General features: G+C 65.5%; 23 protein-coding genes. 9 read left to right on the top strand and 14 right to left on the bottom strand.

Annotated elements, in window-relative coordinates; genetic code table 11:
• Positions 1 to 28: 28 nt before the first annotated feature.
• The 4 genes from csm2 (at position 29) to cas6 (ending at position 3543) form a co-directional block, all read left to right on the top strand.
• Positions 29 to 724: a type III-A CRISPR-associated protein Csm2 gene (csm2, locus tag U0177_RS01185; RefSeq protein WP_409568751.1), complete on the top strand. Its 696-nt coding sequence runs from the start codon at positions 29 to 31 to the stop codon at positions 722 to 724.
• A 32-nt stretch (positions 725 to 756) separates the two neighbouring features.
• The gene (gene csm3, locus U0177_RS01180) at positions 757 to 1425 is read left to right on the top strand and encodes a type III-A CRISPR-associated RAMP protein Csm3 (protein ID WP_409568750.1); all 669 of its coding nucleotides are present in this window, start codon (positions 757 to 759) and stop codon (positions 1423 to 1425) included.
• Positions 1422 to 2321 (top strand): hypothetical protein, encoded by a 900-nt coding sequence (locus U0177_RS01175; RefSeq protein WP_409568749.1) that lies wholly within the window; start codon positions 1422 to 1424, stop codon positions 2319 to 2321. Before csm3 ends, U0177_RS01175 begins: the two co-directional genes overlap by 4 nt.
• Positions 2322 to 2583: 262 nt before the next feature.
• The gene (gene cas6, locus U0177_RS01170) at positions 2584 to 3543 is read left to right on the top strand and encodes a CRISPR system precrRNA processing endoribonuclease RAMP protein Cas6 (protein ID WP_409568748.1); all 960 of its coding nucleotides are present in this window, start codon (positions 2584 to 2586) and stop codon (positions 3541 to 3543) included.
• A gap of 160 nt (positions 3544 to 3703) precedes the next feature.
• Here cas6 and U0177_RS01165 read toward each other — a convergent pair whose 3' ends face one another.
• The 3 genes from U0177_RS01165 to U0177_RS01155 form a co-directional block, all read right to left on the bottom strand.
• Positions 3704 to 4771, bottom strand: a complete 1068-nt coding sequence (locus U0177_RS01165) for a glucose-1-phosphate thymidylyltransferase (RefSeq protein ID WP_409568747.1) — start codon at positions 4769 to 4771, stop codon at positions 3704 to 3706.
• 461 nt (positions 4772 to 5232) lie between these two features.
• Complete coding sequence (locus U0177_RS01160; protein ID WP_409568746.1) at positions 5233 to 6585, bottom strand: SH3 domain-containing protein; 1353 nt, start codon at positions 6583 to 6585, stop codon at positions 5233 to 5235.
• 818 nt (positions 6586 to 7403) lie between these two features.
• Positions 7404 to 8744, bottom strand: a complete 1341-nt coding sequence (locus U0177_RS01155) for an LCP family protein (RefSeq protein ID WP_409568745.1) — start codon at positions 8742 to 8744, stop codon at positions 7404 to 7406.
• Positions 8745 to 9086: 342 nt separating this feature from the next.
• Between U0177_RS01155 and U0177_RS01150 the strand changes: the two genes are divergently transcribed.
• From U0177_RS01150 to U0177_RS01140, 3 genes are all read left to right on the top strand, one after another.
• Entirely contained in the window at positions 9087 to 9530 is a 444-nt protein-coding gene (locus U0177_RS01150) for a MarR family winged helix-turn-helix transcriptional regulator (RefSeq protein ID WP_409568744.1), read from the top strand.
• Positions 9531 to 9600: 70 nt separating this feature from the next.
• The gene (locus tag U0177_RS01145; protein WP_409568743.1) at positions 9601 to 11472 is read left to right on the top strand and encodes an efflux RND transporter periplasmic adaptor subunit; all 1872 of its coding nucleotides are present in this window, start codon (positions 9601 to 9603) and stop codon (positions 11470 to 11472) included.
• Between the two features lie 230 nt (positions 11473 to 11702).
• The gene (locus U0177_RS01140; RefSeq protein WP_409568742.1) at positions 11703 to 12947 is read left to right on the top strand and encodes an ABC transporter permease; all 1245 of its coding nucleotides are present in this window, start codon (positions 11703 to 11705) and stop codon (positions 12945 to 12947) included.
• A 2-nt stretch (positions 12948 to 12949) separates the two neighbouring features.
• Here the strand turns inward: U0177_RS01140 and U0177_RS01135 are convergent, their stop codons facing one another.
• The 4 genes from U0177_RS01135 to U0177_RS01120 form a co-directional block, all read right to left on the bottom strand.
• Positions 12950 to 13549 carry a hypothetical protein gene (locus U0177_RS01135; RefSeq protein ID WP_409568741.1) on the bottom strand — a complete coding sequence of 200 codons (600 nt, stop codon included), beginning with the start codon at positions 13547 to 13549 and terminating at the stop codon, positions 12950 to 12952.
• Between the two features lie 323 nt (positions 13550 to 13872).
• On the bottom strand, positions 13873 to 14817 hold the full coding sequence (locus U0177_RS01130; RefSeq protein ID WP_409568740.1) for a glycosyltransferase family 2 protein: 945 nt from the start codon (positions 14815 to 14817) through the stop codon (positions 13873 to 13875).
• Between the two features lie 26 nt (positions 14818 to 14843).
• A complete protein-coding gene (locus U0177_RS01125) occupies positions 14844 to 15605 on the bottom strand; it encodes a glycosyltransferase family 2 protein (RefSeq protein WP_409568739.1) in 762 nt (253 codons plus the stop codon).
• A 62-nt stretch (positions 15606 to 15667) separates the two neighbouring features.
• Entirely contained in the window at positions 15668 to 16621 is a 954-nt protein-coding gene (locus U0177_RS01120) for a glycosyltransferase family 2 protein (protein ID WP_409568738.1), read from the bottom strand.
• A gap of 168 nt (positions 16622 to 16789) precedes the next feature.
• Between U0177_RS01120 and U0177_RS01115 the strand changes: the two genes are divergently transcribed.
• On the top strand, positions 16790 to 17413 hold the full coding sequence (locus U0177_RS01115; protein ID WP_409568737.1) for a hypothetical protein: 624 nt from the start codon (positions 16790 to 16792) through the stop codon (positions 17411 to 17413).
• A gap of 47 nt (positions 17414 to 17460) precedes the next feature.
• Positions 17461 to 18615 carry a diacylglycerol/lipid kinase family protein gene (locus U0177_RS01110; protein ID WP_409568736.1) on the top strand — a complete coding sequence of 385 codons (1155 nt, stop codon included), beginning with the start codon at positions 17461 to 17463 and terminating at the stop codon, positions 18613 to 18615.
• Positions 18616 to 18636: 21 nt separating this feature from the next.
• On the opposite strand, the gene U0177_RS01105 is transcribed toward U0177_RS01110, so the two are convergent.
• The 7 genes from U0177_RS01105 to U0177_RS01075 all read right to left on the bottom strand — a co-directional run bounded on the left by U0177_RS01105 (position 18637) and on the right by U0177_RS01075 (position 25368).
• Complete coding sequence (locus U0177_RS01105; RefSeq protein WP_409568735.1) at positions 18637 to 19680, bottom strand: metallophosphoesterase family protein; 1044 nt, start codon at positions 19678 to 19680, stop codon at positions 18637 to 18639.
• A gap of 29 nt (positions 19681 to 19709) precedes the next feature.
• Positions 19710 to 20186, bottom strand: a complete 477-nt coding sequence (locus tag U0177_RS01100; RefSeq protein ID WP_409568734.1) for a DUF402 domain-containing protein — start codon at positions 20184 to 20186, stop codon at positions 19710 to 19712.
• A 63-nt stretch (positions 20187 to 20249) separates the two neighbouring features.
• Positions 20250 to 20948 carry a class I SAM-dependent methyltransferase gene (locus U0177_RS01095; RefSeq protein WP_409568733.1) on the bottom strand — a complete coding sequence of 233 codons (699 nt, stop codon included), beginning with the start codon at positions 20946 to 20948 and terminating at the stop codon, positions 20250 to 20252.
• Positions 20949 to 21261: 313 nt separating this feature from the next.
• On the bottom strand, positions 21262 to 22269 hold the full coding sequence (locus tag U0177_RS01090; RefSeq protein WP_409568732.1) for a rod shape-determining protein: 1008 nt from the start codon (positions 22267 to 22269) through the stop codon (positions 21262 to 21264).
• Positions 22270 to 22500: 231 nt separating this feature from the next.
• Positions 22501 to 22911 carry a F0F1 ATP synthase subunit epsilon gene (locus tag U0177_RS01085; RefSeq protein WP_409568731.1) on the bottom strand — a complete coding sequence of 137 codons (411 nt, stop codon included), beginning with the start codon at positions 22909 to 22911 and terminating at the stop codon, positions 22501 to 22503.
• Between the two features lie 84 nt (positions 22912 to 22995).
• Entirely contained in the window at positions 22996 to 24414 is a 1419-nt protein-coding gene (atpD, locus tag U0177_RS01080) for a F0F1 ATP synthase subunit beta (RefSeq protein ID WP_409568730.1), read from the bottom strand.
• 84 nt (positions 24415 to 24498) lie between these two features.
• Positions 24499 to 25368 carry a F0F1 ATP synthase subunit gamma gene (locus U0177_RS01075; RefSeq protein ID WP_409568729.1) on the bottom strand — a complete coding sequence of 290 codons (870 nt, stop codon included), beginning with the start codon at positions 25366 to 25368 and terminating at the stop codon, positions 24499 to 24501.
• Positions 25369 to 25397: the final 29 nt, after the last annotated feature.

Here is a 25397-nt window from a genome sequence, read left to right as displayed (position 1 = left end):
CGGTGCGGCGCTCATGAAGGAGATTGCCATGACCAGTGAACGAGAACAGGGCACAGTGAAAATGTATAACCCTGATCGCGGCTTTGGATTCATCGATCGGCGCGCGGGCGAAGATGTTTTCGTGTCGCGCACGTCGGTCGAGCGGGCCGGCCTGGGCCTGCTGGTGCAGGGCGAGCCGATCAGCTTCACGATACGCCGCACCGAGCGTGGCCTCCAGGCCGAGAACCTCCAGCGGCCCGGCGAGGCGCAGGCTGGCGTGCTGAGCGAGCGCGCCGTGGGCCAGGCGCAGCCGCCTGCCCGCGAAGCCTTTGCGCCCTCGCGCTTCGACGACAGCTACCTGCGCGATGGCTATTTCGAGATCCGCGATGGCCGGCGCTCGATCCGGCCCGAGCTGCTCGACAGCCTGGCGATCGGCGTAGCTCGTACGCTCGGCATGGCCGGCGTGAAGGGCTTGCAGCTGCGCCGGGCACTCAGCCGGATACACGGCATCTACGCGCGCTATGCCCGCGACCATAGCTGCCCGGCGCTGGTGGCCGATATCTACAGCTTCAAGCGCGACATCGCCTACCAGGTGGGCCGCAAAGCCGCGCCCGAGCCATTCCAGCAGTTCATCAACCGGAACATCGAGCTGTCGGTGGCCGACCCCGAGAGCTTTCAGAATGGCTTTATTCCGCATTTCGAGAGCGTATTCGCCTACTTTGTGTACTACTTTCGCGATCAATAAGCCCGCGCGGTAAGCCGAAAGGAGCCAGCCCAATGGCCAGTACTCTGGCGCGATACCGAACGATCAGCGGCACGATCTACTGCGAAACCGGCCTGCGCATCGGCGGGTCGAATGAGCATATCGAGATCGGTGGCCTCGAAAATACGATCATTCGCCACCCGATCAGCGATGAGCCGTACATCCCCGGCTCGTCGCTCAAAGGCAAGCTGCGCTCGCTGCTCGAGTACCGTCACGATCGGCGCGACAGCCGCAACCAGCCCAAGGGCCAGACCGCGCGCGACGACGGCGAGCCATGCCAGTGCGGCCGCTGCATGATCTGCCGGGTGTTTGGGCCGCACAAGAATCCGCGCCACGAGCAAGGCCCCACCCGCGCGCTGTTTCGCGACGCGCAGCTGACGAGCCAGGCGCGCCAGCAGCTGCAAGACGCGCGCGCCAGCAAGGGCCTGTTTTTCACCGAGGTGAAGACTGAGAATATGATCACGCGCACCACCGGCGTGGCCTCCAGCCCGCGCGTGCAAGAGCGGGTGCCGGCCGGAACCACCTTTCTGTTCACGATCGCGGTGCGGATCTTTCACGACGACGACGAGACGGCGATCATCGGGCTGCTCGAAGAGGGGCTGAAGCTGCTCGAGCAAGATTACCTTGGCGCATCGGGCAGCCGCGGCTACGGCCAGGTGCGTCTCGATTATACAGTCACATGAACACCTTTCGGGCTCGAATCCGGCCGCGCTCGGCAGCGCGTACACCCTGGTTGGCCGATACGCTGTTCGGCCAGCTGTGCTGGCAGGTGCGCTACGATCAGGGCGAGGCTGGCCTGGCCGAGCTGCTGGCGCACTACCGTGCCGGCGCGCCGCCGCTGCTGTTCTCCGATGGCTTCCCGGTGGGCTGGCTGCCCGGCCCGATTGGTTTTGGCGCGCCCTCGCTGGTGCGCGAGGCGGCTTTCGAGGCGCTGCGCCGGGGCGAGCGAGTGGCCGCGTTTGAAAAGCCGGCGTTTGCGCAGGGCCGTGTAGTGCTGAAGGGCAGCGCCAGCCGGCTGAACGGCGCCTGGCCCGGCGACGCGCCCGCCAGCCAGGGCTATCGCGTCGAAGAGCTGGCGCTCGCCGAGCCGCAGCTCGATGGCCGGCAGGGCCTTGATATCTGCCTGTATGTGCGCGCCGCCGATAGCGCCTGGGCCACGCGCGCGCGCGGCTGGCTTGAGCAGCTCGCGCTTGGCGGGTATGGCGCGGGCAAATCGGCCGGCTACGGCCAGTTCGAGCTGATTGATTGGGAGGCCTGGCCCGGCTTCGACGAGGCCCCGCCGCGAGCAAACAGCTTTATTAGCTTGTCGAATTGGGTGCCCGCGCGCCACGATCCCACCGATGGCAGCTATGCGACGCTGGTGAAATACGGCAGGCTCGGCGAGGAGTTGGCGGCCAGCGCGAACCCGTTTAAGCTTCCGCTGCTCATGCTGGCGGCCGGATCGTACTTTCGTGCAACCCCGGCCCGGCCCTGGTATGGCCGCCTGGTCGAGCAGATCGCCGAGCTGCGCGATCTGCCAATTGTGCAGTATGGCTACGCCTTTGCCGTGGCCGCCGCGCTGCCGATACCAGGCACCTGAGGCGAACTAGCCCACACAGCTCGTGCAAACAGCACGACGTACGCGGTCGGCGTTTTTGCCCGCGCAGAGCGTACTTTTCGTGGTGCTGCCGCAGGCCGATTGTGAAAGGAGGCCGCCGATGTAGCGCACGCCACCGTAGCCCCGCCAACAGGGGATTGCCTTGGTACAAGCCAGTACTTGGCGAGTATGTAACCGTTCACATTGCCCCGCCGAAAGGGGACGAGCGCGCCGGCCATGCAGCCGGCGCCCAAGGATGCTCACGATGGTCGAGTCATTTCGCGTCGCGCGCTATCGCTTCGATCTCGAGGCGGTAGACCAGCTGCACCTGCCCGCATACCAGGGCAGTACGTTTCGTGGTGGCTTCGGGCACTCATTCAAGCAGATCGCCTGCTTTCAACTCGATTGGCGCGCCTGTACGCCGTGCGCGCGCGGCAACAGCTGCCCATACGGCTATATCTTCGAGAGTACCGCGCCCGCCGAGGGGCCGCAGTTTCACCACCTCCACGAGATCGCGCCCCCGTTTGTGATCGAGGCGCCATCCGGCGCGCCGCGCGTGTACCGCGCGGGCGATCGGCTTGGCTTCGAGCTGGTGCTGGTTGGCCGGGCGATCGGCTACCTGCCGTATTTTCTGCTGGCCTTCCAGGAGCTTGGGCGCACCGGGATCGGCCATCCCGCCGGCCGCTATGCGCTCCAGCGCATCAGCGCCCTGCACCCGTGGAGCGGCGAGCAGTCGCTCGTCTACGATGGCGTGGATGTGCGGCTGGGTGGCCCCGACCTGAGCGTCAGCTGGGCCGAGGCTGCGGCACAAGCCGCTCTTCTGCCCGACGACGCGCTGACACTGCGCTTTCTCACGCCCACCCGCCTGAAGTACCAGCAGGCATTTGTGGCGCAGCCGCCGTTCCACGTGCTGCTGCGCGCGCTGCTGCGCCGGATCTCTACCCTGGCGCAGTTTCACTGCGGCGCTGCCTGGCCAGGCGACCCGCGCGCGCTGATCGCCGCCGCCGAGCGGGTCGAGATGAGTGGCGCGAGCCTGGCGTGGGTCGATTGGGGTCGCTACTCCGGGCGCCAGCACCAGCGTGTCGAGCTTGGGGGCTTTGTTGGCGAGATATCCTATTGCGGCGAGCTTGCGCCATTTCGCGAGTTTCTGCTTCTCGGCGCGCTGGTTCACGTCGGCAAGGCCGCCGTGTTCGGCCACGGGCGCTACCAGCTTATCTCCTCATAAGATCCGCATCTGAGCACGTTCTTGCTGTGATGCCCTGCCCGGCGAAGCTGGGCAGGGCATCATAGCAAATTTGGGTGATTTCGTAGACAGTGCAACGCAATCTATACGTGATCAGGCGAACAGCGCATCACAGCAAGAAAGCGGGCAAGCGGAGCCGGTATCAGAGCACCCCGACATTGCTGTGATCGCCCAGCACCATCCGGTAGGCGCGTGGCTTAAACGGCGAGCGATGCACCTCGACATGGCGGCCGATCAGGCTATCTTCGAGCCGGTTGGGCAGATCGAGAATGGTGCTATGCTCCAGTACAATCGAGTGCTCGATCTCGCTGCTCTCAATTGTGCAGTGGTGATATACCGAGGTGAACGGCCCAACGTACGCATTCACGATGCGCGTATGCTCGCCGATGATCGCGGGGCCGCGAATGGTGCTGTTGATGATCTCGGCGCCTTTCTCGATGATGACCTTGCCGATGATCTGCGAATCGCGGTCGACATAACCCTCGTTTGCGGCGGCCATTTCTTCGAGGATCAGCCGGTTGGCTTCGAGCATATCGTCTTTTTTGCCAGTGTCGATCCACCAGCCCTCGTGGATATAGGGGTAGACGTTCTTGTCATGCTCCACGAGCCACTGGATCGCGTCGGTGATCTCGAGCTCGCCGCGCCACGAGGGCTTGATTGTGTCGACGGCCTGCCAGATACTTGGGTCGAACAGGTAGATGCCTACCAGCGCCAGGTCGGAGCGCGGCGTGCGCGGCTTCTCGGTGAGCCGGATGATCCGGCCGCGCTCGTCGAGCTCGGCTACACCATACTGCTGCGGGTTTGTAACCTGCTTGAGCACGATCTGGGCATTGTACTCACTTTTGCCGAACTGCTCGATCAGCGACGATATACCGCCCTGGATGCAGTTATCGCCGAGGAACATCACAAAGCGCTCGTCGCCAATGAAGTCGCGCGAGATCTTCACCGCGTGCGCCAGCCCGAGCGGCGCGTCCTGCGGGATGTACTCGATCCTCACGCCAAAGCGCTTGCCATCGCCCACGGCGGCGCGCACTTCCGGGCCAGTATCGCCAATAACAATACCGATCTCGTCGATACCAGCATCGCGGATCGCCTCGATCACGCGAAACAGCACCGGCTTATTCGCAACTGGCACCAGCTGCTTGGCGCTCGTATAGGTGATCGGCCGCAGGCGCGTGCCTTTGCCGCCGCTGAGAACTAAGCCTTTCATCACACTTCCTTATGTTCACGGTTTGTCGAAGCGCCTGATTATAGCACTACCTGCGCGCGTCAATAACACAAGTTACGCGGTGTCCTCTCGCGTGGGAGGCTTGGAGGGCGCAAGCCCTCCAAGATCGGTCACGCTTTCCTTTAATTATCGCGGCCACCGCAGTGGCCGCGACCAGCCAGCAGGCGGCGCCGCCCCCGAACCCCCACCGCGTAACTCGCGACAATAACACACGGCGCGCGGTCGCCTGCGCTATGGGCTGCCTCTGCCTACGGTAGCAAGCTACTCGCTGTCTTCTGTGCTTCAGTTTTGGCGGGTCGCTGCCACCAACACGGCGACCTGCCAAAAAAGGACCGGGGGCTGCGAAAACGCCTCCGACCCCTCCGTGCAAGGGTTATAAATAAACAGGGAGCGTAGGTGAGGAATATCTCACACGCTCCCTGTGGCACATTGAGAAAGGGGTATTAGCGGTTCGGGCGAATTGCGCCGGCGTAGTGGCGCACCCAGTAGTCGTCGTATAGGTTTGAGACCTGCACGCCGTAGCGTGGCGTCATGGCGTGGACGATGCGCCCGCCGCCGATGAAAATGGCTACGTGGCCGATGCCGCGGTGCCCGCCGGTGCCGGCGAAGAACACCAGATCGCCGGCTTTGAGGTTGTCCATCGAGCTAATCGCGGCGCCATAGCGCGTGTTAAATTGGCCAGCTGCCGTGTGCGGCAGGCTCACGCCAAACTTGCCATATACAAAGCTCGTCAGGCCGCTGCAGTCGAAGCCGCGCGGGCTGGTGCCGCCGTACACATAGCGCGCGCCGGTGAACTGGAGCGCGTAGCTGGCCACATCGCCGCTGGCCGGGATGTTCGAGAGATCGACGTTGCGGCCATTACTGCGCGCGGCGCGTGGAGCCACCGGCAGCGCCGGGAAATCTTTCGAGACAGGCACGCGCCGGATCACGCGCTCGGTAACGTTGAGGAAATCGTTGAATATCCAGGCTTTCGTGCCGTCGCCAAGCTTGATCTGCAGCCAATCGTTGAACTTGCCGACGAGGTCGACCTTCAGGCCGGCATTGACGCCGCCGATCTTCTGATACTTCGAGTCGGGGCCTTTGCGCAGGTTCACTGCGTTCTCGGCGATCAGGCCAACCAGCGCCGGGTTCGGGTCGGGCACGCTCTCGGCGGCCAGCAGGCGCTCGACAATGCCGGGCTGGATGCCCAGGAATTCGCCTTTGACCCAGCCATCGGTGCCGCCGGGGATACCGACGTGGAACCAATCCTGGTAGCGCTCAAGCAGCTCAAGCTGCGCGCCGGCGTCGAGCTTGGCCATCGAGACATAATTGGTGCCGGGGCCATCGCGCAGCTGCAGCCCAGTCTCACTCACGGTGGCGACTTTGGGCGGCGGCGGCGGCGGGATCTGGTCGGCCTGGACCTCGAATAGCGTATCGGCAGAGCCTTCGGGTAGGTTCAGCAGCTCGCCCGAAACCCAGAACACCGGCTTGCCGGCGCGCTCGCGCACCTGAAACCAGTTGCCCTCGTGGTAGCGGCCGATCACCTGCACCGGCGTACCGCCCGAGATGCGGCCGATCGCGTCGTACTCGGTGCCGGGGCCATTGCGCAGATTGATCCGCTCGCCGGCGATCGAGGCTTCCACCACCACCGGAGCCATCGCCTCGGTGCGCGACACCAGCGACAGCGGCACGGGAATATCGCCATTGTCTTCCAGCGGCGCATCGCCCTCGATCGCCGGAGCGTCGAGGTTAAGCGGCGCGCCTGGCACGACAATATCGCCGCTAGCAGGCACCATGGCCGGCTGGCTGCTGATCAAGGGGAGCGCCGTGGTGGGAAACTGGCTCAGGAACACAGCGACGGGCAGTACCAGCGCCACGATCGCGTGGAGAAGAAACCGAGCGGGGAGCCGAGATAGAGACCGAACCGGGGAGCCGAGCGTGCCCTGGAGTTGCCATTGCGCCAAGCGTGCCTGCGCCGATTGACGATACCGCTGGCTCTGGCGATTCGCGCGCTGCTGAAGCTGGCGCAGATCGCCTGGCTCGGGCGATGACATTGGCAGATGACTATGCTCGATCATGGAGCGACTCCTCACTCTGTGATCTTCGCGACACCCAGGCCGCATACATACGCGCAGACATAGACGTTTCAAGAACGACAGGGCATATGTACGAAGATCGACTTCTTGGGATTACTGGCGAGTTTAGCATAACTCGTTAAAATTTGCAAACCATCAGCAAGATCTCAGGCTTGCTTCATTGAAATAGTACTACCGCTGCATTACAATCGGCTAAACTACCGTATCAGCTCAGCCTCCCAAACCATTGCCTCGCTTGAATCCCACGCCAGGAAGATAACAGTTTTGCAATCTTCGGCACTGTGCTGGTGCGCCGCCGCCTGGCGCCGGCCGTCGGCGCCGCGCAAGCTGGCCTACATACAACTACAACAGCACTGACACAAGCTAGGTACATTCGCCATACTAATAGATTTTTCACAAATTGTCAATATATGGCGTTTCTTGGCTTCTTTATGCCGTAAAATGCCGATTATTGTAAGCTGTAGCACAAAAAACGGTGCCGATTTTATTTACAAAATCGACACCGGCTTGCTTAGTAATCGTAAATAATTGAAAAGCGGTTATGGGCCGATCAGCTGGCGCGCAAGCTGCTCAAGGGCGCCAGGGATGGCTACCTCGGCCCAGCGGTCGTCGCCTACGCCAAAGCTGAGCATGTCGCTATCGAGCTGATAATGCTCGATCTGCGCCGGCACGAAGTCGCGCAGCGCCCAACCGAGCCCAAGCAGGCGGGCTTCGGGTATATCGGTTGTGACGTATCCGCGCAGCGCGGTTGTGAGGTCTTCGAGCTGCTTGAGGCTCGCAAGCACATTGCGCCCGCGCAGTGTTGCCAGCACGCCGGCCAGCACCGCCTGCTGGCGGCGCATGCGCGCGAAGTCGCTATCGGGATGCCGGATGCGGCTGTACATGAGCGCGGTGGCGCCGTCCATATGCTGCGGCCCTGGTAAGAAGTGCGCGACGGTATAGCCATAATCCATGGTTGGAAAGTTTTCGTCGAGCAGCTCTTTTTCGACATCGACGTCGACACCGCCAAGCGCGTCGATCGCGCCAATAAAGCCCTGGAAATCGACGTACAGCGTGTAGTCGATTGGAATGCCCAGCAGCGCGCTAACCGTTTTGCGCGCTAGCCCGATGCCGCCATCGGGATCGTTGTAGATTTCGCCCCACACATGCGCCGCGTTGATCCGCGTCTCGCCGTAGCCCGGAATGCTGACCCACAGATCGCGCGGCAGCGAGAGCATGGCGACGCGGTGCTTTTGCGGGTCGACGCGCACGATGATGATCGCGTCGGTGCGCGACGGGTCATGTTCGCCTGGCCGCTGGTCGCTGCCAAGCAGCAAGATGGTGGCAGGCGCGCCAGCGGCTGGTGGAATGGGTGTGGCGGTGGGCGGCGGCGGGGTGGGTACGGGCGTGGCGCTTGGTTTGGGCGCGGTTGGCGTAGCAGGGGCGGCGGTCGGCGGCGCGGCAGTTGGCGACGGCGCTGGCACGTCTGTCGGCGTAGCGGTTGCGGCCGGGGCCGTCGCGATGATCATGGCCTGGACGTTGCGGTGAATAGTGAAGCTGGCGAGCGCAGCCCAGCCGACGATCGTGGCCGCCAGCAGCCCCAGAGCGGCCAGAGCGCCGAGGCCGGAATACCACAGCACGCGCGCGGCGACTGTGCGCGGGCCGTGGCGCGGCCGGGCGGCCTGCGGCGCGCTGTGTGCGGGCGCACCTGGCGCCGCGGCCTGGCTTGGGGGGCCAGGCTGTGCCAGCAGCGCGCTGAGAAGATCCTGTTCGGCGGCCTGGCGATACGCCCTGCAGCCGGCGCAGCCGGCCAGGTGAAAGCCGAGCGCGGCGCGGGTGGCGGTTGCGGAGCCAGGCGTAATGCCCTGGGCGAGTAGGCGGCGGGCCTCGGCACAATCCATAGCCAGCGATTCCTTGGCAGAATGATCGGCGCTTGTGGCACCACTTGGCGTTTTTTCCTGACATCCTTCTAGGTTATTTGCGAGTATTCTAGCATACATGTCAACAGCGTATTGCGCCGTATAAACTGAAGCGTAAATAGTTTTGCGGGCTAGCTACGTAGCCTAGCCAGGAACTGTCAATTGCCGGTATTGTTCTTGCTGCAAAGGGTTTGCGTCACTTTCATTGACGCCGGGTTATTTGTGCGCTAGGATATCTTGCATTCTAGTTGCCCTCAGCCGGATCGGGAGGATCTCATGTCCCAACGAACAGCGCAATCTGCACGAATCGAAACCATCGATCGTATGATTCGCGAGCTGACATGGCACGGCCAGAAGCACGCGATTCAAACGCTCACCCGGCCTGAGATCGGCCTGACGATGCCGCAGATGGTCACGCTGTTGGCGATCTACGACAGTGGCTCGTGCCGCATGGGCGACCTAGCCGACGCCACGCAGCAATCGGGCGGCACGCTCACCGGCATTGTCGATCGGCTGATCGTCGATGGCCTCGTCGAGCGCGTGCGCAGCGCGCAGGATCGCCGGGTGATCGAGGTGGTGCTGACGCCGGCCGGCAAGGCGCGCGTGCAAGGGGTGCTGTCTGCGCGGCAGGCCGACCTTGAGCGCATCCTGTCGGGCTTCACCGACCGCCAGCTCGAGCAGTTTGAGCAGCTGCTGATGCAGTTTCTGCACGGTCTGCACGGTGTGGCTGAATCGCCGGAAGAGCCAGCGCGCGAGCTCGGCGCCTAGCACGACGCTAATACCTCCAGTATAATACCCCTGTGGAACGATCCTCGATCCCCGTACGATGAGGCTTTCAATGTCTGCGTTCTTTCGCGCCCGCCAGCTGCCGCGCCGCGTATGGCTGACAAGTATTGGGCTGGTGCTGGCGGTGGCGCTGTGCGCACTGGGGGTATTCTGGTGGCGCAGCGCAGCGGCTCCCGCGCGGCGCAACTTCAGCTTGATCTTCCCGCATGCCGATACACTTACCGCGACCGTGAACGCTAGCGGCCAGCTCGAGCCAGCCCAGGTGGTGACGCTCGGCTTCGCCAGCCCTGGCCGGGTCGACGCGGTGCTGGTGCGCGTGGGCGACCGTGTGGCCGCCGGCGCGGCGCTGGCGCGGCTCGATACGCGCGAGCTGGCGCTGCGCGTGCGCCAGGCCGAGGCTCAGTTTGCGCAGGCCCGCGCCAGCTACGACCGTGTGGCCGCCGGTGCAAGCGCAGCCGAGCGCGCCGCCGCCGAGGCGCAGCTTCAGCAGGCCGAGGCCCAGCAGCGCCAGACGCGCGGCAGCGTCACCGACGCGGATATGCGCGCCGCCGAGGCGCAGCTCGATCAGGCCGAGGCCCAGCTCGCGCGGCTGCAGGGTGGCCCGAAACCCACCGACCTGGCCGTCGCCCAGGGCCAGGTTGAGCAGGCCCAGCTGGCGCTGGAAGCCCAGCGCAGCCAGCTCTCGGCGGCGAAGACCAGCGCCGAGCTGCAGGTGCAGCAGGCGAGCAGCGCGCTGACGCAGGCGCAATCGCGCTACTCCACGGCGCTGCAGAGCTGGCAGTATGTTCAGGCCACCGGCAACGATCCGATCACCCCCGAAGTGCCCGACTCGAGCAGGCCCGGCAAGAGCAAGCCGAACACCCTGAGCGACGGCCAGCGCCAGCGCTACTACGACGCGTACGTCCAGGCCGAGGCCGGCCTGCACAGCGCCGAGCAGTCGGTGCAGCAGGCGCTGGTGGCGGCCGAAAACGCGCGCCAGGCCGAGAGCAGCGGCGTGCAGACGGCCGAGCAGCAGCTGGCTGGCGCCCAGGCGAACCTCGACAAGCTGCGCGCCGGCGCCGACGCCGACCAGCTGGCGGCTGCGCGCGCCCAGGTGGCCTCGGCGCGCGCCAACCTCAACCGCCTGCGCGGCGATCAGCGCGGCGGCGCGCTTGCAGCGGCCCAGGCTGGGGTGGCGCAGGCCGAGGCGAACCTCGACCGGCTGCGCGCCGGCCCGAGCACCAGCGACCTGGCGGCCGCCGAGGCACAGCTCGAGAGCGCCCAGGCGGCGCTTGACCTGGCCAGGCTGGCGCTCGATCAGGCCACGCTCGCGGCGCCGTTCGCCGGGGTGGTGGCGGAGGTAAACCTGCGGCCCGGCGAAGTGCCGAGCGCCACGCGCGCGCCGCTGGTGCTGGCCGACCTGTCGAGCTACCACGTCGACGTCACCGTCGATGAGATCGACGTATCGCGGATCGCCGCCGGCCAGCCGGTGACGCTGACGCTCGACGCGCTGCCCGGCCTAGCGCTGCCTGGCGCCGTCGAGACCATCAGCCCGCTTGCCAGCGCCGGCGCGACGGTGACCTCGTACCAGGTGCGGGTGACAACCAGCGCCCAGGAGCCACGCTTGCGCGCGGGCATGTCGGCCAATGCCGATATCGAAGTGGCGCGCAAGCCGAATGCCCTGGTCGCGCCGCGCCGCGCGGTGCGCAACGACCGCGGGCGCCTGGTGGTAGATGTGCCGCGCGACCAGGCGCTGTGCCTGCTGCCGGCCGACCAGCGCCCGGCCAGTGTCGACCTCGACCAGCGCGAGGTTGCGACTGGCCTGAGTAACGAGCAGCTGATCGAGATTACGTCGGGCCTCGACGATCGTACGTGCGTGTATGTCGAGGGTATCGACGCGCGGCTGAATCTGCTGTTTGGCCCGCCGCCAGGCGTGCGCCGCTAGTGCGGCGCTGCATTCTGAAGATGACCGTGTCCCTACCAACGATTAGCGCGGATTGTTCAACTGGTATCTGATCGCTCGATTATGATTGAACTTACGCAGTTGCGCTGTTCGGCTCCCTCAATGCGGCAGCAGGACATTTGGCCATGCTCCTGTGTAAGTTTTTTCGCGCGGAGCGCGGAAAAACCTACGGATCTGCCGAAGGCTGAGCGCGCCAACTGCGCGAGTCGTATATGAATCTGTTCGAATCCATCCGCATCGCCTTCGCAAGCCTGCTGTCGAATAAGCTGCGGGCGATCCTGACCATGCTCGGCATTATCATCGGCGTGGGCGCGGTGATCACGCTGCTCGCGCTTGGCGGCGCGATCCAGGCGCTGGTAACCAGCCAGCTGCAGGGGTTGGGCTCGAACCTGGTGTTTGTTTTCGCCGGCACCAATGATCCCGAGCAGAACCGCCGCGTGCCGCCCGAGCTCACAAACGCCGACGTGGCGGCGCTGGCCGACCCGCTGAACCTGCCGGCCGCCGCCGCGGTGTGCGCGACGCTCACGCGCGGCGGGCTGATCGCCTATGCCGGCGCGAGCTTCGACGGGCGCGTTGCCGGAGTCACCAGCAACTATCTGGCCGTGCGCAATGCCAAAGTCGAGCAGGGCAGCTTTTTCGACCAGCAGGCCGTCGAGGCGCGCTCGCGCGTGGCCGTGCTGGGCGCGAATGTTCGCACGACGCTGTTTCGCGACGAAGACCCGCTCGGCCGGCGCATTCGCATCAACGACGTGAGCTTCGAGGTGATCGGCGTGCTGGCGGCCAAGGGCGGCAACTTCGGCCCAAGCGAGGACGACCAGGTGTTCGTGCCGCTTTCGACCGCACAGCTGCGGCTGTTTCCGCCGCCGCCCGGCACGATCAACCGCGTGCAGGTGAGCGTGATCTACATCCAGGCTGTCGACGACCGCAGCATCGACGCGGTAATCGAGCAGGCCACCGCGCTGCTGCGCCAGCGCCACAACCTGAGCTACCAGGACAGCAATTTCACGCTGGTGACGCAGGAGGATCTGATCGCCTCATTTGGCACGATCACCGGGGCGCTGACGGCGTTTCTAGGCGCGATCGCCGCGATCTCGCTGCTGGTGGGCGGCATCGGCATTATGAACATTATGCTGGTGAGCGTCACCGAGCGCACGCGCGAGATCGGCCTGCGCAAGGCGGTGGGCGCGCGCCGCCGCGATATCCGCAGCCAGTTTCTGATCGAGGCGCTGGTGCTGAGCCTGAGCGGTGGCGTGCTGGGGATCACGCTTGGCTTTGTGCTCTCGATCGCCGGCACCTACCTGCTGCGCCGGCTGGCCGCCGAGGCCACGGCGCGCGTTCAGCTGAGCGCGGTGCTGCTGGCGACGATCACATCGGTGGCGGTTGGCCTGATCTTCGGCATGTACCCGGCCATCCGTGCCTCGCGCCTGAGCCCGATCGACGCGCTGCGCTACGAGTAGGGCTAGCGCGCCAGCGCTACGTCGCTCACAAGCGTGATGCCGAAGCGCTGCGGGAACAGCCCGGCCAGCTCGCTTGCGCCGATCTGCGCCGGGTCGTAGTCGATCGTGACCTGCTCGCTGCCGGATTCGGCGCTAAATGCGCGCACATAAGGCTTATGCGCCAGCAGGTTCTGCACGTGCGAGGCGCAGGGCGGGCAGTTCATTTTCTCGATGATCATTGTCAGGCGGCGCGTTGAGGCAGCTGGTGCGGCCGCCGCCTGCGCCGGCGTCAGCTCGGCCGGCGGGGCCATGCGCGGCAGCACGATGCCCAGCAGCGCGTAGCTCAGCGCGCCCGAGGCCAGCAGCAGCGCCGGCTGGCGCAAGCGCGAGCGCTCGCGCAGCCCACAGGCACGGGCGCGCCGCAGCGCCAGCCCGGTTCCCAACAGCAGCAGCGCGCCGCCCAGCGCGAGCGCCTGCCCACGCCCCAGCGCCAGCCCCCACAGCGCCGACGACGAGCCCGCGCCCAGCAGGGCCGCGGCGCTCGGCCCTAGGCAGCATAGGCTGGCGACTACTCCCGCGAGCGCCCCTAGCGCGCCCGATCGGCCCGGTGCTGATTCTGTCATACGAGGCCCCTTCATTTCCGATGAAGCGTAGGAGTTACGCACTTGCGCTCTTCGGCTTCCTCAAGCCGCGAGATTGAGCCTGCAGCAGAGCACGCCAACTGCGTAAGCCCTAAGAGCCTGTTTGAAAAGGAGGTGCGCGAGGGGCTATGCCCCTCGCACTTCTTCTGGCGGGTGGCGGCCACGAATGTGGCCGCCGCCCGCCAGAAAAAGTGGATATTTGGAGGACGAAGTCCCTCCAAACCACCCTTTTCAGACAGATTCTAAAGTGTTTGGCGTCGTGCAGCGTTATGATAGCACACCTGGGTGCGGTGCGGCGGCCAGGGCTACAGCTCGCGCAGCAGCTGCCAGTAGACGCGCACGCGCCCGGCGCGCAGCGGGCGCTTGTGGCCCAGCAGCCATTTGCCCGCCTCGGCCGCAAGCTCGGCGGCGTAGGCCGCGCGCAGGAACCAGCGCAGCAGCCCGGCGAAGCGCGCGCCGTAGGCCATACGCGCCTCGCGGATGCGGCTGCGCTGAAAATTGAGGTAGCGCCGCGCCGGCGCCTGCTCGCTGCTCTTTCCCTCGTGGTGCACGATCGTTGCCGTGGGGAGGTAGACGATCCGCCGGCCGATGTCTGAGGGCAGCAGGCCAATCCGGCGCTGCCACTCGAGCTCTTCCGAATACATCTGGAAGCCCGCGTCGAGCAGGCCGGCGCGCTCGACCGCCGCACGCCGCACCAGTAGCGCCGCGCCTACAAGCCAGTCGACGTCTTGCTCGCGGTCGTCGGGTGTGTCGGCGCAGCGGTAGCGCCGCGCCCACGGGTTGGCTGGCCAGCGCTGCTCCAGCGGCGTGCTTTCCCAGAAGTACACGCCGCGCGTGGGGAAGCGCCGGCGCGAAGGCTGCACGCTGCCGTCGGGGTACACCAGCCGCGGCCCCACCACAGCCACGTCGGGGTGCGCCTCGAGGTAGCGCACCAGCATGGGCAGCGCATCGCCGCGCGACTCGGTGTCGGGGTTCAGCAGAAAGACGTAGTCGATCGCGGTGCTCAGCACGTGCCGCAGGGCCAGGTTGTTGCCGCCGGCGAAGCCCAGGTTCGTGCCCGCCTCAATCAGCTCGACTTCGGGGTAGTCGGCGCGCAGCATGGCCGGCGTCCCGTCGGCCGAGGCGTTGTCGACCACGACGATGCGCGTGCCGATGCCCGAGCCAGCCAGCGAGGCGCGCGCGCTGTCGATCGCGCGGCGCAGCAGCTCGCGCGTATTCCACGAAACGATGATAATCGCGAGGGTTGGCATGGCATTTCAGCCGCAGCCCGCCGGTGCTAGCGGGCCGCGCGCTCGAGCCCTTTCAGATGCGCGAACTTGACGATCTCGAAGTAGGCGAGCGTTGCACATAGCAGCAGCCCGATCGGGCCATCGCGCCAGCCGCCCAGCCTCGCGAAGCGCCGCACGAACTCGCGCGCCGGCGCGCCGGCAAAGTTGCGCCAGCGTGCGCGGCGGCCGGCGCGAAACAGCATCTGCGCTTCCTGAAGTGCGTAGGCGCGCTGCTTCTGCCACAGCTCGCTCAGCTGCTCGATATTCAGGTGCAGCAGGTGGCCGCCCAAGTAGGCCGTAGGGCCGCTGACCTCGGCGAACTCGTGCACGAGCCGGCTGGTGTCGTAGTGCGCCGCGTCGCGGCGCAGCAGCCGCAGCTGGTGATCGGGGTACCAGCCGCCACCGCGCAGCACCTGCCCGAAGAACTGATTGTAGCGCGGGATCCAGTAGCCGGCGATTGCCGATTGCCCGTCGCGCGCCACAACCTGCGCGATCTCGGCGCGCAGCTCGGGCGTCACGCGCTCGTCGGCGTCGAGGAACAGCACCCACTCGCCGGCGCACAGCCCGAGCGCGCGATTATGCTGGGCCGCGAAGCCGCGCCAGGGCTCGGCGAGCACACGCGCGCCGCGCTGCTGAGCGATCGCGGCCGTCTCGTCGCTCGTGCGGTCGTCGAGCAGCACCAGCACCTCGCCGGCCAGCCCGGCCACGCTATCGATCGCCGCGCCGATGTAGCGGGCCTCGTCTTTGGCGATAATCGCGACGCTAAGCATAGGCGTTGTGAATTCCGAATGCCCAGCCCTGAGCACATAGCCCGAAGCCAGGCAGGCAGGGCTTACAGCTGCGAGATTCTGCCGTAGGCCCACAGCCGGGCGCGCAGATCGTCGGCGGCCATGCGCCCGCGCGCGAACTCACGCCAGGCGCGCAGCGCGGCGCGCAGCATCCCTGCCCGCACGATCCAGGTGTGGCCGCGCACGAAGCCGCGCGAGTAGTGCTTGCGGAAGAAGCGCATCCGGCTGCTGTACAGCGCGATCTGCATTTTTGAGCGGAACTGGCTGGTAGACGCGCCGCCGACGTGGGTCACCTGCGCGCGCGGCTCTTGCCAGATCGACCAGCCGGCCGCGCGCACGCGGTAGCACCAGTCGACCTCTTCGGCATACATAAAGAATTGCTCGTCAAGCAGGCCTACCTGATCGAGCACGGCGCGGCGCGTGAGCATGCAGGCGCCCAGCGGGTGGTCGATCGGGAAAGGCGCGCTGGCCGATCGCTCGTGCGGGTAGCGGCCGTGCCACCACGAGTTGTACAGCCGGCCTGGCAGCACCTCGCCGGGTGGGAACAGGTCGAGCGCGGTCATCATGAGCGTTGGGAAGCGAAATGCCGCTGCCTGCAGGCTGCCGTCGGGGTTGAGCAGCCGCGGCCCGACCACGCCAACCCGCGGGTGCGCGGCCAGAAACGCCGCCAGCGCCTCGATCGCCCCTTGATGCACAACAGTATCGGGATTAAGCAGCAGGCAGTAGTCGTGGGCTGGCTGGCTGCCGGCCGCTGGCTGCTCGAAGCCGAGCGCCCGCAGGCCCACGTTTGTTCCTGCGGCAAAGCCCAGGTTGCGATCGAGCGCGATCAGCTCAACGTCGGGAAAGCGCGCGCGCACCATGGCCGCGCTGCCGTCGTGCGAGGCATTGTCGGCCACTACCACGCGCAGAGGCAGCTCGCAGCCGCGCAGCGACTCAAGGCAGCCGCGCAGCAGCTCGCGAGTGTTGAATGAGACGATTACAACGCCAATTGAGGTCATAACGCGGCGTAGTGTAGCAGGGGTTGTGAGGATGCGCAAGCGCGCACAGCACCGTGGCGTAGTCGCAAGCGGTGCGCCTTGGCGTTAGCCTGGCACGCTTTGTGCACTGGTGCCTACTGGGGAGGAAATGGTTGCTCTGCACGATGAAAGCAAGCGTGGGAGGCAATCATGCAGGCGATGATATTCGTTCGGCCGAGCGGTGCCGATGGCGTTGGCCACGTTGGCTGGGGGATCGACTGCGGCGACGGCACGTTCCATGTTGGTTCGATCGAGAATCCACACCACTGGCTGCGCTCCGGGCCGCGCACGATGGGCTTCTGGCAGGTGCGAACCGCCGACCCGTATTCGCCAATGCTCGCGCGGCGCTACACTACATTGAAGTGCCTGGAAGTACCGCTGGCCAACCCGTCCGGCGCTCTTCGCGTCGTTGCATGGCTCAGCACACGCCCCTACGATATTGTGTTGCACAACTGCATGAACGCAACCTATGATGTGCTGCGGGCCTATGGGGTCGCGAGCCTGCCGCTGCCATTCCGTCACTGGGAGCCAAACGGCTGGTTTCACGCTGTGCACGCGCCTGCGCGGCCCCTTGGCGTGCCACCGGCGCAGGCGACACTCGCGTGCATCGATATGCCCTGGAACACTACGCCCGAAGCGCCTGCCTGGCGTGTTCGTAGCACAGCTGAGCATCGCGCTTTTCAGCAGGCGCTTGCCGCCAGCGAGGGCGCCCAGGCTCAGCGGAGCTTGTCGGCGATAATTCGGGATTTTGTTCACACTCTTGTAGGTGGCTGATACAGACACACATATACGCGCTGCCCGGCGTGAAGAAATGAGCGATTATGGCAAAGGCCAAGCAGTCCCGCAAGCGCGCCGACCTCCGGCGTAAACATGCCAAGCAGCTGAAGAAGCTGGCGAAGGCCCAGGCGCGGCTAGCAAACGCTAGTCGCAAGCTTCAGGAGCTCGACGCGGCGCTGGCGCGGCGTGCGCAGCTCGATCATGCTACGCGCGATCAGTCTGCCGCTGGCGATATACCGCTGCGCCAGGCGCTGCTGATCTTCAACCCGCGCGCCAAGGGCGTGCAAAAACTCGGAAACAGCCTCGATCGCATTCTTGGCTGCTTGCACACCTATGGTATCTCCGCCACAGTAGGAATAAAGACATCGGGGAAGGCGGCGCGCGCATTCGCCCGCCAGGCGGTTGAGCAGCGCTACGATCTGCTGATCGTCGCAGCTGGCGATGGCACGATCGAGGATGTGGCCGGCGAGCTTGTGGGCAGCGATACTGCGCTTGGCATTCTGCCGCTTGGCACCATGAACAACATCGCGCGCTCGCTTGGCGTGCCGCTTGAGCTTGAGCCTGCCTGCGCGCTGCTCGGCGTCGGCGCCACGCGCCGCGTCGACCTGGGCCGGGTGCGCGCGCCAGGCTCGCCCGACGATGCTTTTTTTCTTGAAAGTGCGGGTGTTGGCCTGAGCGCGCTGGCCGTGCCGCTAGGGCAAGATGGCGAGAAGGGCTACTGGGGTAGGCTGGTGCGGCATCTCGGTGCAGCGCTGGTCCATCAGGCCGCCGACGTAGATGTGACATGCGACGACGGCGCGCCAGTGCTTGTTCACACCCAGGTAATCACGGTTTCAAATGCGCCGCTGTTTGGTAAGAACATGCTGATCCAGCCCGACGCCCGGATGGACGATGGTTTGCTCGACGTTGCGCTGTACGACGGTATGAGTAAGCGCGAGCTCGAGCAGCATTTTGTGGCGATTGCCGACAGCCGGCGCGTCTTCGACGCACGTGTCGGCCATTGGCGCGCCCGGCGTGTGCGTATTACCAGCGCGCTGCCCCTGCCAGCCAACGCCGATCTGAAGGTGCTGGAAGAGCGCCCAGCATGGGAGTTCGAGGTGCTACCTGGCGCGCTGACCGTCGCGGTAGGCCAGGGTATGGCCCTGGCAGTGCCGCTAGGCCTACCCGAGCAGGCCCAGCCCGCGCTGGCTTCCAGCTAGCCGCGCCTGCCCATCGCGCTGCTACCGCGTGGCCGCAGGCAGCATGAAGCGGTCGCGCTCCTGGCCGCCCTGGTCGTACACCACAATGTCGATCGCGTCGGCGCCGACCTCGCCGACGAGGTAGTGGTAGAACTCGCCGCCGAACCCACTATAGACGAACGAGCCGCTGGTGCCGGCAATGATCTGCTGCACGCCGTCGATCGCCCGGCGGTTGTACAGGTGCTCGTGGCCGGCGAAGTAGGCCGTGGCGTGGTAGTCGCGCAGCAGCTTCCAGAAGCGGTCGCGCGCCTGCGGGTAGGCGTCGAGCGACGAGCCGGCATGCGGCCCGACAGGAAAGGCTGGGTCGTGGCTGAATACGATCGTGAAACGATTTGGGTTGTCGCGCAGCTCTGCCTCCAGCCAGCCGAGCTGTGCGTCGTCGAGCAGGTGCATGGCCTCAAAGCGCTCGGAGTCGAGAGAGATAAAGCGCACGCCGCCGTAGTCGAGCGCGTAGGCGCGCCGATCGAGGCCGGGGGGGCCATTCGACGGCAGCTCGGAGAAGGCTTCGGCAAACAGGTCAGTGGCCCAGCTGTGGCCCTGTACGTCGTGGTTGCCGGGTGTTGGCAGCAGCCAGGGCGCGCCGCGCTCGGGGTTCGCGCCAAGCGGAGCCACTGCCTCGCGCCAGCTCTGCCATTGCTGGCGTACCTGCTCGCGCGTGTCCATGGCGTAGATCAGGTCGCCCAGCGCCAGCACAATCGCCGGCTGGGCCTGCGCGGCGCGCTCGACGATCTGGTATGTCACGTCGGGCGGCTTCAGCCCCTCGGTGCGCGTGTCGCCCAGCACCACAAAGCGCCAGCGCTGTGGTGGCGTGGGCGTGGCGGGCGGCGCGGTTGGCGCTGGTGTAGGCGTGGCGGGCGGCGCAGTTGGCTGTGGCGTGGGCGCGGCAGGCGGCGCAGTTGCCAGCGTTATCAGGGCTGTCGGCAGCTGGCTGTTGGCGGCTGGCTGCGCTGTAGAAGCGGCGCATGCCGTCAGTAGCAGCCCCAGCAGCCAGGCGAGCCGCGCGCCCAGAGCGATCGGTCTGCGCATGCGTCGTTTCTCCAGGCGCCGCCGAGGCATCACCGGTGGGCGAATGGCGGTGTAGCCGAGCGGGCCATCTGCTCGAGCTCGTCGAGCGCGGCCAGCGCGGCGGCGTGGGTATCTGGCTCGGCGGCAGCGAACCCGCGCGCCTCGAACTCGTCGAGATCGAGCCGCAGCATTGTCGTACGATCGGGCGCCACAAACAGATCCAGCTCCAGATCTTCCGATGTGATCGTGCTGCCCTCGATTTCTGCCGGGCGCGTCACGTTGCAGTACCAGCCCTTGAGCGGCCCACCAGGTGCGCGGATCGCGAAGATATTGAACCAGCGTCGGGTGTAGTAGTACTCGTAGAACTCGTCGCCTGGCTCGAATACCACGTATCCCAGGTCGAGCCTGGGGCGCTCCCAGTGCGCCAGCACCAGCACACACTCATCGTCGGCGCGCAGCAGCTCGCCGTGGTAGGTGATGGTGTGGCCCTTGCCAGGCTTGACGAGCTGGATGGTAAGCTGGGTCAACGTGCCTGCTCTATGGCTTGAGAGCCGCGAAGCACAAACGCTGGTGCTGCCATCGGCTCTTCCCTATACGTAGCTCTGCCCCAGCAGCTTGCGGATCTTTTTGCGCGTATCGGCGCGCACCATGCGCGCCAGCAGCGTGCTGAAGAACAGCGCCACCAGCTGCGCGAATCCCAGGCGCGGGCTGGCGAGCGCGCGCAGCGCGGCTGGGTCGCGCAGCGGCAGCGGCGATTGGTCGCGCACCTCGATCCGCAGGTCGTCGCCGTGCCACTCACGTTCGATCCAGAACAAGTCGGGCATGCTGCGCTGAAAGAAGTAGTAGGCCGGGTTATACTCGTACAGGTAGTCGAACAGCTCGCCCATTGGCTCGGCCGGCTCTTTCGGGTGCAGCACCAGCGTATCGCCGACGAGGTTGACATACCAGCGGTGGAACGACCAGTGGAATAGCCGCTCGGCGATCTCGGAAGGGCTCTGGATGTAGCCGGCCGCGCTGACGCGCTGCAGCTCGCGCCCGAACTGCTGCGGATCGTCCATATGCTCAAGGATGTGCGAGCAGATTGTGTATGCGAACGCGCCCTGCTTGAACGGCAGGTGATGCGCGTCGGCCACCACAAATGGCCGGTCGACCACCAGATCGCCGCCGCGCTCGCGGTTGTCCGATCCGAGGAAGCGATCGACCAGCACGTTCGAGCGTGGGTTTGGGTTATCGCCACTGCCGATCTCGAGCACCAAGCCGGTGGCGGGCGGGTTAAGTTTTTGTTTCATGTGTTTAGGACTTACGCAGTTGGCGCCCTCAGCCTTCGGCAGAGCGGTACTTTACATCTTGAGGTGTGCGGTTTTTCCGCGCTCCGCGCGGAAAATGAACACACAATGATCGGCACGTACCACGCTGCCGCAGGCGAAATGCACTGCTTCGAGAGCCGAACAACGCAACTGCGTAAGTCCTAGTGTTATTAATAGGACTTACGCGGTCGCCTGCGATATCGGCTTGTTCTGCCTGCGGCAGCCTGGTACTTCGCTTTCTTTTGTGCTCGTATTTTGGCACAAAGCGCCAAAATACGAGCACAAAGTTTCTCGTTTAATTCAGATCATCTCCACTCAGGCTATCGCGCAGAATGTCGATATGCTCGAGCGCCAGGCCGGTGCCGATCGCCACGCAGTTAGCCGGCTGGTCGGCCACATAGCACGGCACGCCCGTCACCTCGGTGAGCAGCTCGTTGATCCGGCGTAGCATCGAGCCACCGCCGGTCATGATCATGCCTTTGTCGATGATGTCGGACGACAGCTCGGGAGGCGTCTCGGCCAGCACCGAGCGCACCGCATTCACCACCGCCTCAAGCGGCTCCTGGATCGCCTCGGTGATCTCAGTAGACGAGATCTCGATCGTGCGTGGCAGGCCGGCCACCTGGTCGCGGCCGCGGATCTGCATCGAGAGCGGGCGGGGCAGCGGCAGCGCGGCGCCGATTTCGATCTTGGCGCTCTCGGCGGTGCGCTCGCCGATCAGCACGTTGTACTTGCGCTTTACATACGCGGCGATCGCCTCGTCGAAGCGGTTGCCGCCCACGCGCACCGATGTGCTCACCACGATGTCGTTCAGCGAGATCACCGCTACCTCGGTGGTGCCGCCGCCGATATCGATGATCAGGTTGCCCGAAGGCTGCGCTACCGGGATGTTCGCGCCGATTGCTGCGGCCAGCGGCTCGCGGATCAGGTAGGCGTAGCGCGCGCCCGCCGAGAGCGCGGCCTCTTTCACCGCGCGCATCTCGACGGTGGTGACGCCGGCGGGGATGCAGATCATCACCTCGGGCTTGCTCAGGTTCAGCGGCCCGCCCGATTTCTTAATGAAATACTTGAGCATCGCCTCGGTGATGTCGTAGTCGGCGATCACGCCGTTGCGCATCGGCCGCACTACTTCGATGCTCTCGGGCTCGCGCCCGAGCATTGCCAGCGCGTCGGCGCCCACCGCCTTCACGCGATTATCTTTGGTTGAGAGCGCCACGACCGACGGCTCCGAAAGCACAATGCCGCGGCCCTTGACATAGACCAGCACATTGGCGGTGCCGAGGTCGATTCCGATTTTCCGCATACCAGCTCCGAATTGCAGCGTTTGGTCGATTGCTTACGCGCGCATTGTACCGCATTTTTACCGGGTGCTTGTTTTGGCGCCTGCGGCGTCTGGCTCGTGCCCCTGGCGCGGCCTGCGCGGTCGGCATTTTTGCCTCGCGAGCCGGCGCGCACGGCGCTCAAACAAACAATGCGGGGGCGGCAGCGCCGCCTCCGCATCCAATCTATTCGGCCAGCTAGCCCGCGGCGCGCGCTAGCGGCGATTGCGCTTGAGCTGCGCCACCTTCAGGCGGATCATTGCGCGCCGCAGCTCGGCCTCGGCCAGCGCGAGCTCCTGGTCGCTCTGGCGCTGGGAGATGCGCTGCTCGGCCTGGCGGCGCGCCGCCTCGGCACGTGCCTCGTCGATCTCGTCGGCGCGCTCGGCAGTATCGGCCAGGATCGTCACTCGCGTCGGCAGCACTTCCATGAAGCCGCCCGATACCGCGAACGGCGTGGTGACGCCATCTTTGATAATATCGAGCTCGCCCACGTCGAGGATCGTCAGCAGCGGAGCGTGGCGCGGCAGGATGCCTACCCGGCCGTCTTTGGTCGGCGCGTTGATCTGATCGACATCGTCGGAGAGTACCACGCGCTCGGCAGTCACGATTTCTAGGTGAATCGGCATAAGACCCTCAGTAGGCAGCTGGCAGCCGGCAGCCGGCAGTCGCTCTTGCGAGCGGTACTGCCAGCTGCAAGCTGCTGCTGCCGGCTACTTGCGCGACGCCTCGTAGGCCGCGATCACGTCGTCGAGCGTTCCCTGCAACAGGAAGTACTGCTCGGGGATGTGGTCGGCCTCGCCGGCCAGCAGGCGCACAAAGCTCTTCACTGTCTCGCCGATCGGCACGTACTTGCCGGGGCGGCCGGTGAACTGCTGCGCGACGGTGAACGGCTGGCTGAAGAAGCGCTCGATCTTGCGCGCGCGCGCCACCGTCAGCTTGTCCTCGTCGTTGAGCTCCTCCACGCCGAGGATCGCGATGATATCTTGCAGATCCTTGTAGCGCTGCAGCACGCGCTGCACCTCGCGGGCGATGCGGTAGTGCTCCTCGCCGACGATGTTTGGGTCGAGGATGCGGCTGGTCGAGGCCAGCGGGTCGACGGCGGGGTAGATGCCCTTGGCCGCGATCGAGCGTTCGAGCGAGATCGTCGCGTCGAGGTGCGCGAACGTGGTGGCCGGCGCCGGGTCGGTGTAGTCGTCGGCGGGCACGTACACCGCCTGCATCGAGGTGATTGAGCCCTTCTTGGTCGAGGTGATCCGCTCTTGCAGCTCGCCCATCTCGGTGCCGAGCGTCGGCTGGTAGCCCACCTGCGAGGGCATGCGCCCGAGCAGCGCCGACACTTCCGAGCCGGCCTGCACGAAGCGGAAAATGTTGTCGATGAACAGCAGGATGTCGCGGCCTTCGTCGCGGAAGTACTCGGCCATGGTTAGCCCGGTGAGCGCCACGCGCAGGCGCGCCCCCGGCGGCTCGTTCATCTGGCCGAACACCATCACGGTTTTGTCGAACACGGTGGTATTCGCGTCGATGCGGGCGTCTTTCATCTCGTGGATGAGGTCGTTGCCCTCGCGCGAGCGCTCGCCCACGCCGGCAAACACCGAGTAGCCCGACTGCTCTTTGGCGATATTGGCAATCAGCTCCTGGATCACCACCGTCTTGCCCACGCCGGCGCCGCCGAAGATGCCGGTCTTGCCGCCGCGGGTGAATGGCGCGATCAGGTCGATCACTTTGATGCCGGTTTCGAAGATCTGCGCCTGTGTCGACTGCTCGTCGAACGACGGGGCCGGCTGGTGGATCGGCCGGCGCTCGCTGGCGTTCACCGGGTCGTTGGTGTCGATCGGGTCGCCCAGCACGTTGAACACGCGGCCCAGCGTGGCCGGGCCTACCGGCACCGCGATCGGCGCGCCAGTGTCGCGCGCCGGCAGGCCGCGGCGCAGGCCGTCGGTGGTGCTCATGGCCACCGCCTTCACCACGCCGTTGCCAAGGTGCTGCTGCACTTCGGCAACCAGGCGCCCGCCACTATCGTCGAGCGGGATCTCGATCGCGTTATAGATCTCGGGGGTGCCATCGGGCGGAAACTTTGCGTTGAGCACCACGCCGATAATATCAGTTACGGTTCCGGTTGCTCCAGCCATGCTATCCTCCATTTTGGATTTTGGATTTTGGATTTGCGATTGCTGCGTGTCATCCAAAATCCCAAAATCGGAAATCCAAAATCATCATTCGGCGAGGGCCGCGGCGCCCGAGGCGATCTCGGACACCTCTTTGGTGATGTTGGCCTGCCGGGTTTTGTTGTAGGTCAGCGTCAGGTCGCGGGTCAGCTCTTTGGCGTTGTCGGTGGCGTTGCGCATCGCCACCATGCGGGCGCTGTGCTCGCTGGCGATCGATTCGAGAATGGCCTGGTACAGCTGCACCTCGACGAAGCGCGGCAGCAGCTCGTTCATTACCTCTTCCTGGCTGGGCTCGTAGGTGTAGTCGACCTGCTTCTCGGCTGCCTCATTTGGCGGCTCGACCGGCAGCAGGCGCTTGACGGCCGGGCGCTGCACCAGCGTATTGACGAACTCGCTGTACACTACGTACACTTCGTCGTAGCGGCCATCGCGGAAGCCGCTGATTACGGTGGTGGCGATGCCCAGCGTGTCGACCAGCTTCGGGTAGTCGCCAAGCTTGGTCACCTCGGCCACCAGGTTCTGGCCGGTGCGCACCAGGAAATCGCGCCCCTTCTTGCCGACCCCCAGTACGTCGATCTGGCGCCCGCGCTCGCGCTCGTCGAGCACAAACCGGCCGACGCGCCGCAGCACGTTGGTGATCATCGCGCCAGTCAGGCCTTTGTCGGGTGTCACCAGGATCACCGCGACCGACTTGACGTTCGGACGCACCTCGAGCAGTGTGCCCTTGCGGCCACCCACCGCGCGCGACGTCAGCTCGCCCATCACGTCGTAGAGCCGGTCGGCGTACGGGCGGGTTGCCAGCACATTGCGCTGGGCGCGCCGCATCTTCGACGCCGACACCATCTCCATGGCGCGGGTGATCTGGGTCATATTCTTGACCGAGCGAATCCGCCGGCGAATTTCTCGTGTGCTTGGCATGTATTCCTCAGTTTGCAGTCGGCAGTTCG

The sequence above is a fragment of the Kouleothrix sp. genome (genome assembly GCF_046328425.1).
GTDB lineage: Bacteria > Chloroflexota > Chloroflexia > Chloroflexales > Roseiflexaceae > Kouleothrix.
Note: the sequence above shows the minus strand (reverse complement) of the source record. Positions and strands in the feature narration are given on the sequence as shown.

Bases quoted from the DNA above. Each gene is read 5' to 3' on its own strand.
- csm2 (WP_409568751.1), top strand. From the start codon at position 29: ATGACCAGTGAACGAGAACAGGGCACAGTGAAAATGTATAACCCTGAT.
- csm3 (WP_409568750.1), top strand. From the start codon at position 757: ATGGCCAGTACTCTGGCGCGATACCGAACGATCAGCGGCACGATCTAC.
- U0177_RS01175 (WP_409568749.1), top strand. From the start codon at position 1,422: ATGAACACCTTTCGGGCTCGAATCCGGCCGCGCTCGGCAGCGCGTACA.
- cas6 (WP_409568748.1), top strand. From the start codon at position 2,584: ATGGTCGAGTCATTTCGCGTCGCGCGCTATCGCTTCGATCTCGAGGCG.
- U0177_RS01165 (WP_409568747.1), bottom strand. From the start codon at position 4,771: ATGAAAGGCTTAGTTCTCAGCGGCGGCAAAGGCACGCGCCTGCGGCCG.
- U0177_RS01155 (WP_409568745.1), bottom strand. From the start codon at position 8,744: ATGGATTGTGCCGAGGCCCGCCGCCTACTCGCCCAGGGCATTACGCCT.
- U0177_RS01150 (WP_409568744.1), top strand. From the start codon at position 9,087: ATGATTCGCGAGCTGACATGGCACGGCCAGAAGCACGCGATTCAAACG.
- U0177_RS01145 (WP_409568743.1), top strand. From the start codon at position 9,601: ATGTCTGCGTTCTTTCGCGCCCGCCAGCTGCCGCGCCGCGTATGGCTG.
- U0177_RS01140 (WP_409568742.1), top strand. From the start codon at position 11,703: ATGAATCTGTTCGAATCCATCCGCATCGCCTTCGCAAGCCTGCTGTCG.
- U0177_RS01135 (WP_409568741.1), bottom strand. From the start codon at position 13,549: ATGACAGAATCAGCACCGGGCCGATCGGGCGCGCTAGGGGCGCTCGCG.
- U0177_RS01130 (WP_409568740.1), bottom strand. From the start codon at position 14,817: ATGCCAACCCTCGCGATTATCATCGTTTCGTGGAATACGCGCGAGCTG.
- U0177_RS01125 (WP_409568739.1), bottom strand. From the start codon at position 15,605: ATGCTTAGCGTCGCGATTATCGCCAAAGACGAGGCCCGCTACATCGGC.
- U0177_RS01120 (WP_409568738.1), bottom strand. From the start codon at position 16,621: ATGACCTCAATTGGCGTTGTAATCGTCTCATTCAACACTCGCGAGCTG.
- U0177_RS01115 (WP_409568737.1), top strand. From the start codon at position 16,790: ATGCAGGCGATGATATTCGTTCGGCCGAGCGGTGCCGATGGCGTTGGC.
- U0177_RS01110 (WP_409568736.1), top strand. From the start codon at position 17,461: ATGGCAAAGGCCAAGCAGTCCCGCAAGCGCGCCGACCTCCGGCGTAAA.
- U0177_RS01105 (WP_409568735.1), bottom strand. From the start codon at position 19,680: ATGCGCAGACCGATCGCTCTGGGCGCGCGGCTCGCCTGGCTGCTGGGG.
- U0177_RS01095 (WP_409568733.1), bottom strand. From the start codon at position 20,948: ATGAAACAAAAACTTAACCCGCCCGCCACCGGCTTGGTGCTCGAGATC.
- U0177_RS01090 (WP_409568732.1), bottom strand. From the start codon at position 22,269: ATGCGGAAAATCGGAATCGACCTCGGCACCGCCAATGTGCTGGTCTAT.
- U0177_RS01085 (WP_409568731.1), bottom strand. From the start codon at position 22,911: ATGCCGATTCACCTAGAAATCGTGACTGCCGAGCGCGTGGTACTCTCC.
- atpD (WP_409568730.1), bottom strand. From the start codon at position 24,414: ATGGCTGGAGCAACCGGAACCGTAACTGATATTATCGGCGTGGTGCTC.
- U0177_RS01075 (WP_409568729.1), bottom strand. From the start codon at position 25,368: ATGCCAAGCACACGAGAAATTCGCCGGCGGATTCGCTCGGTCAAGAAT.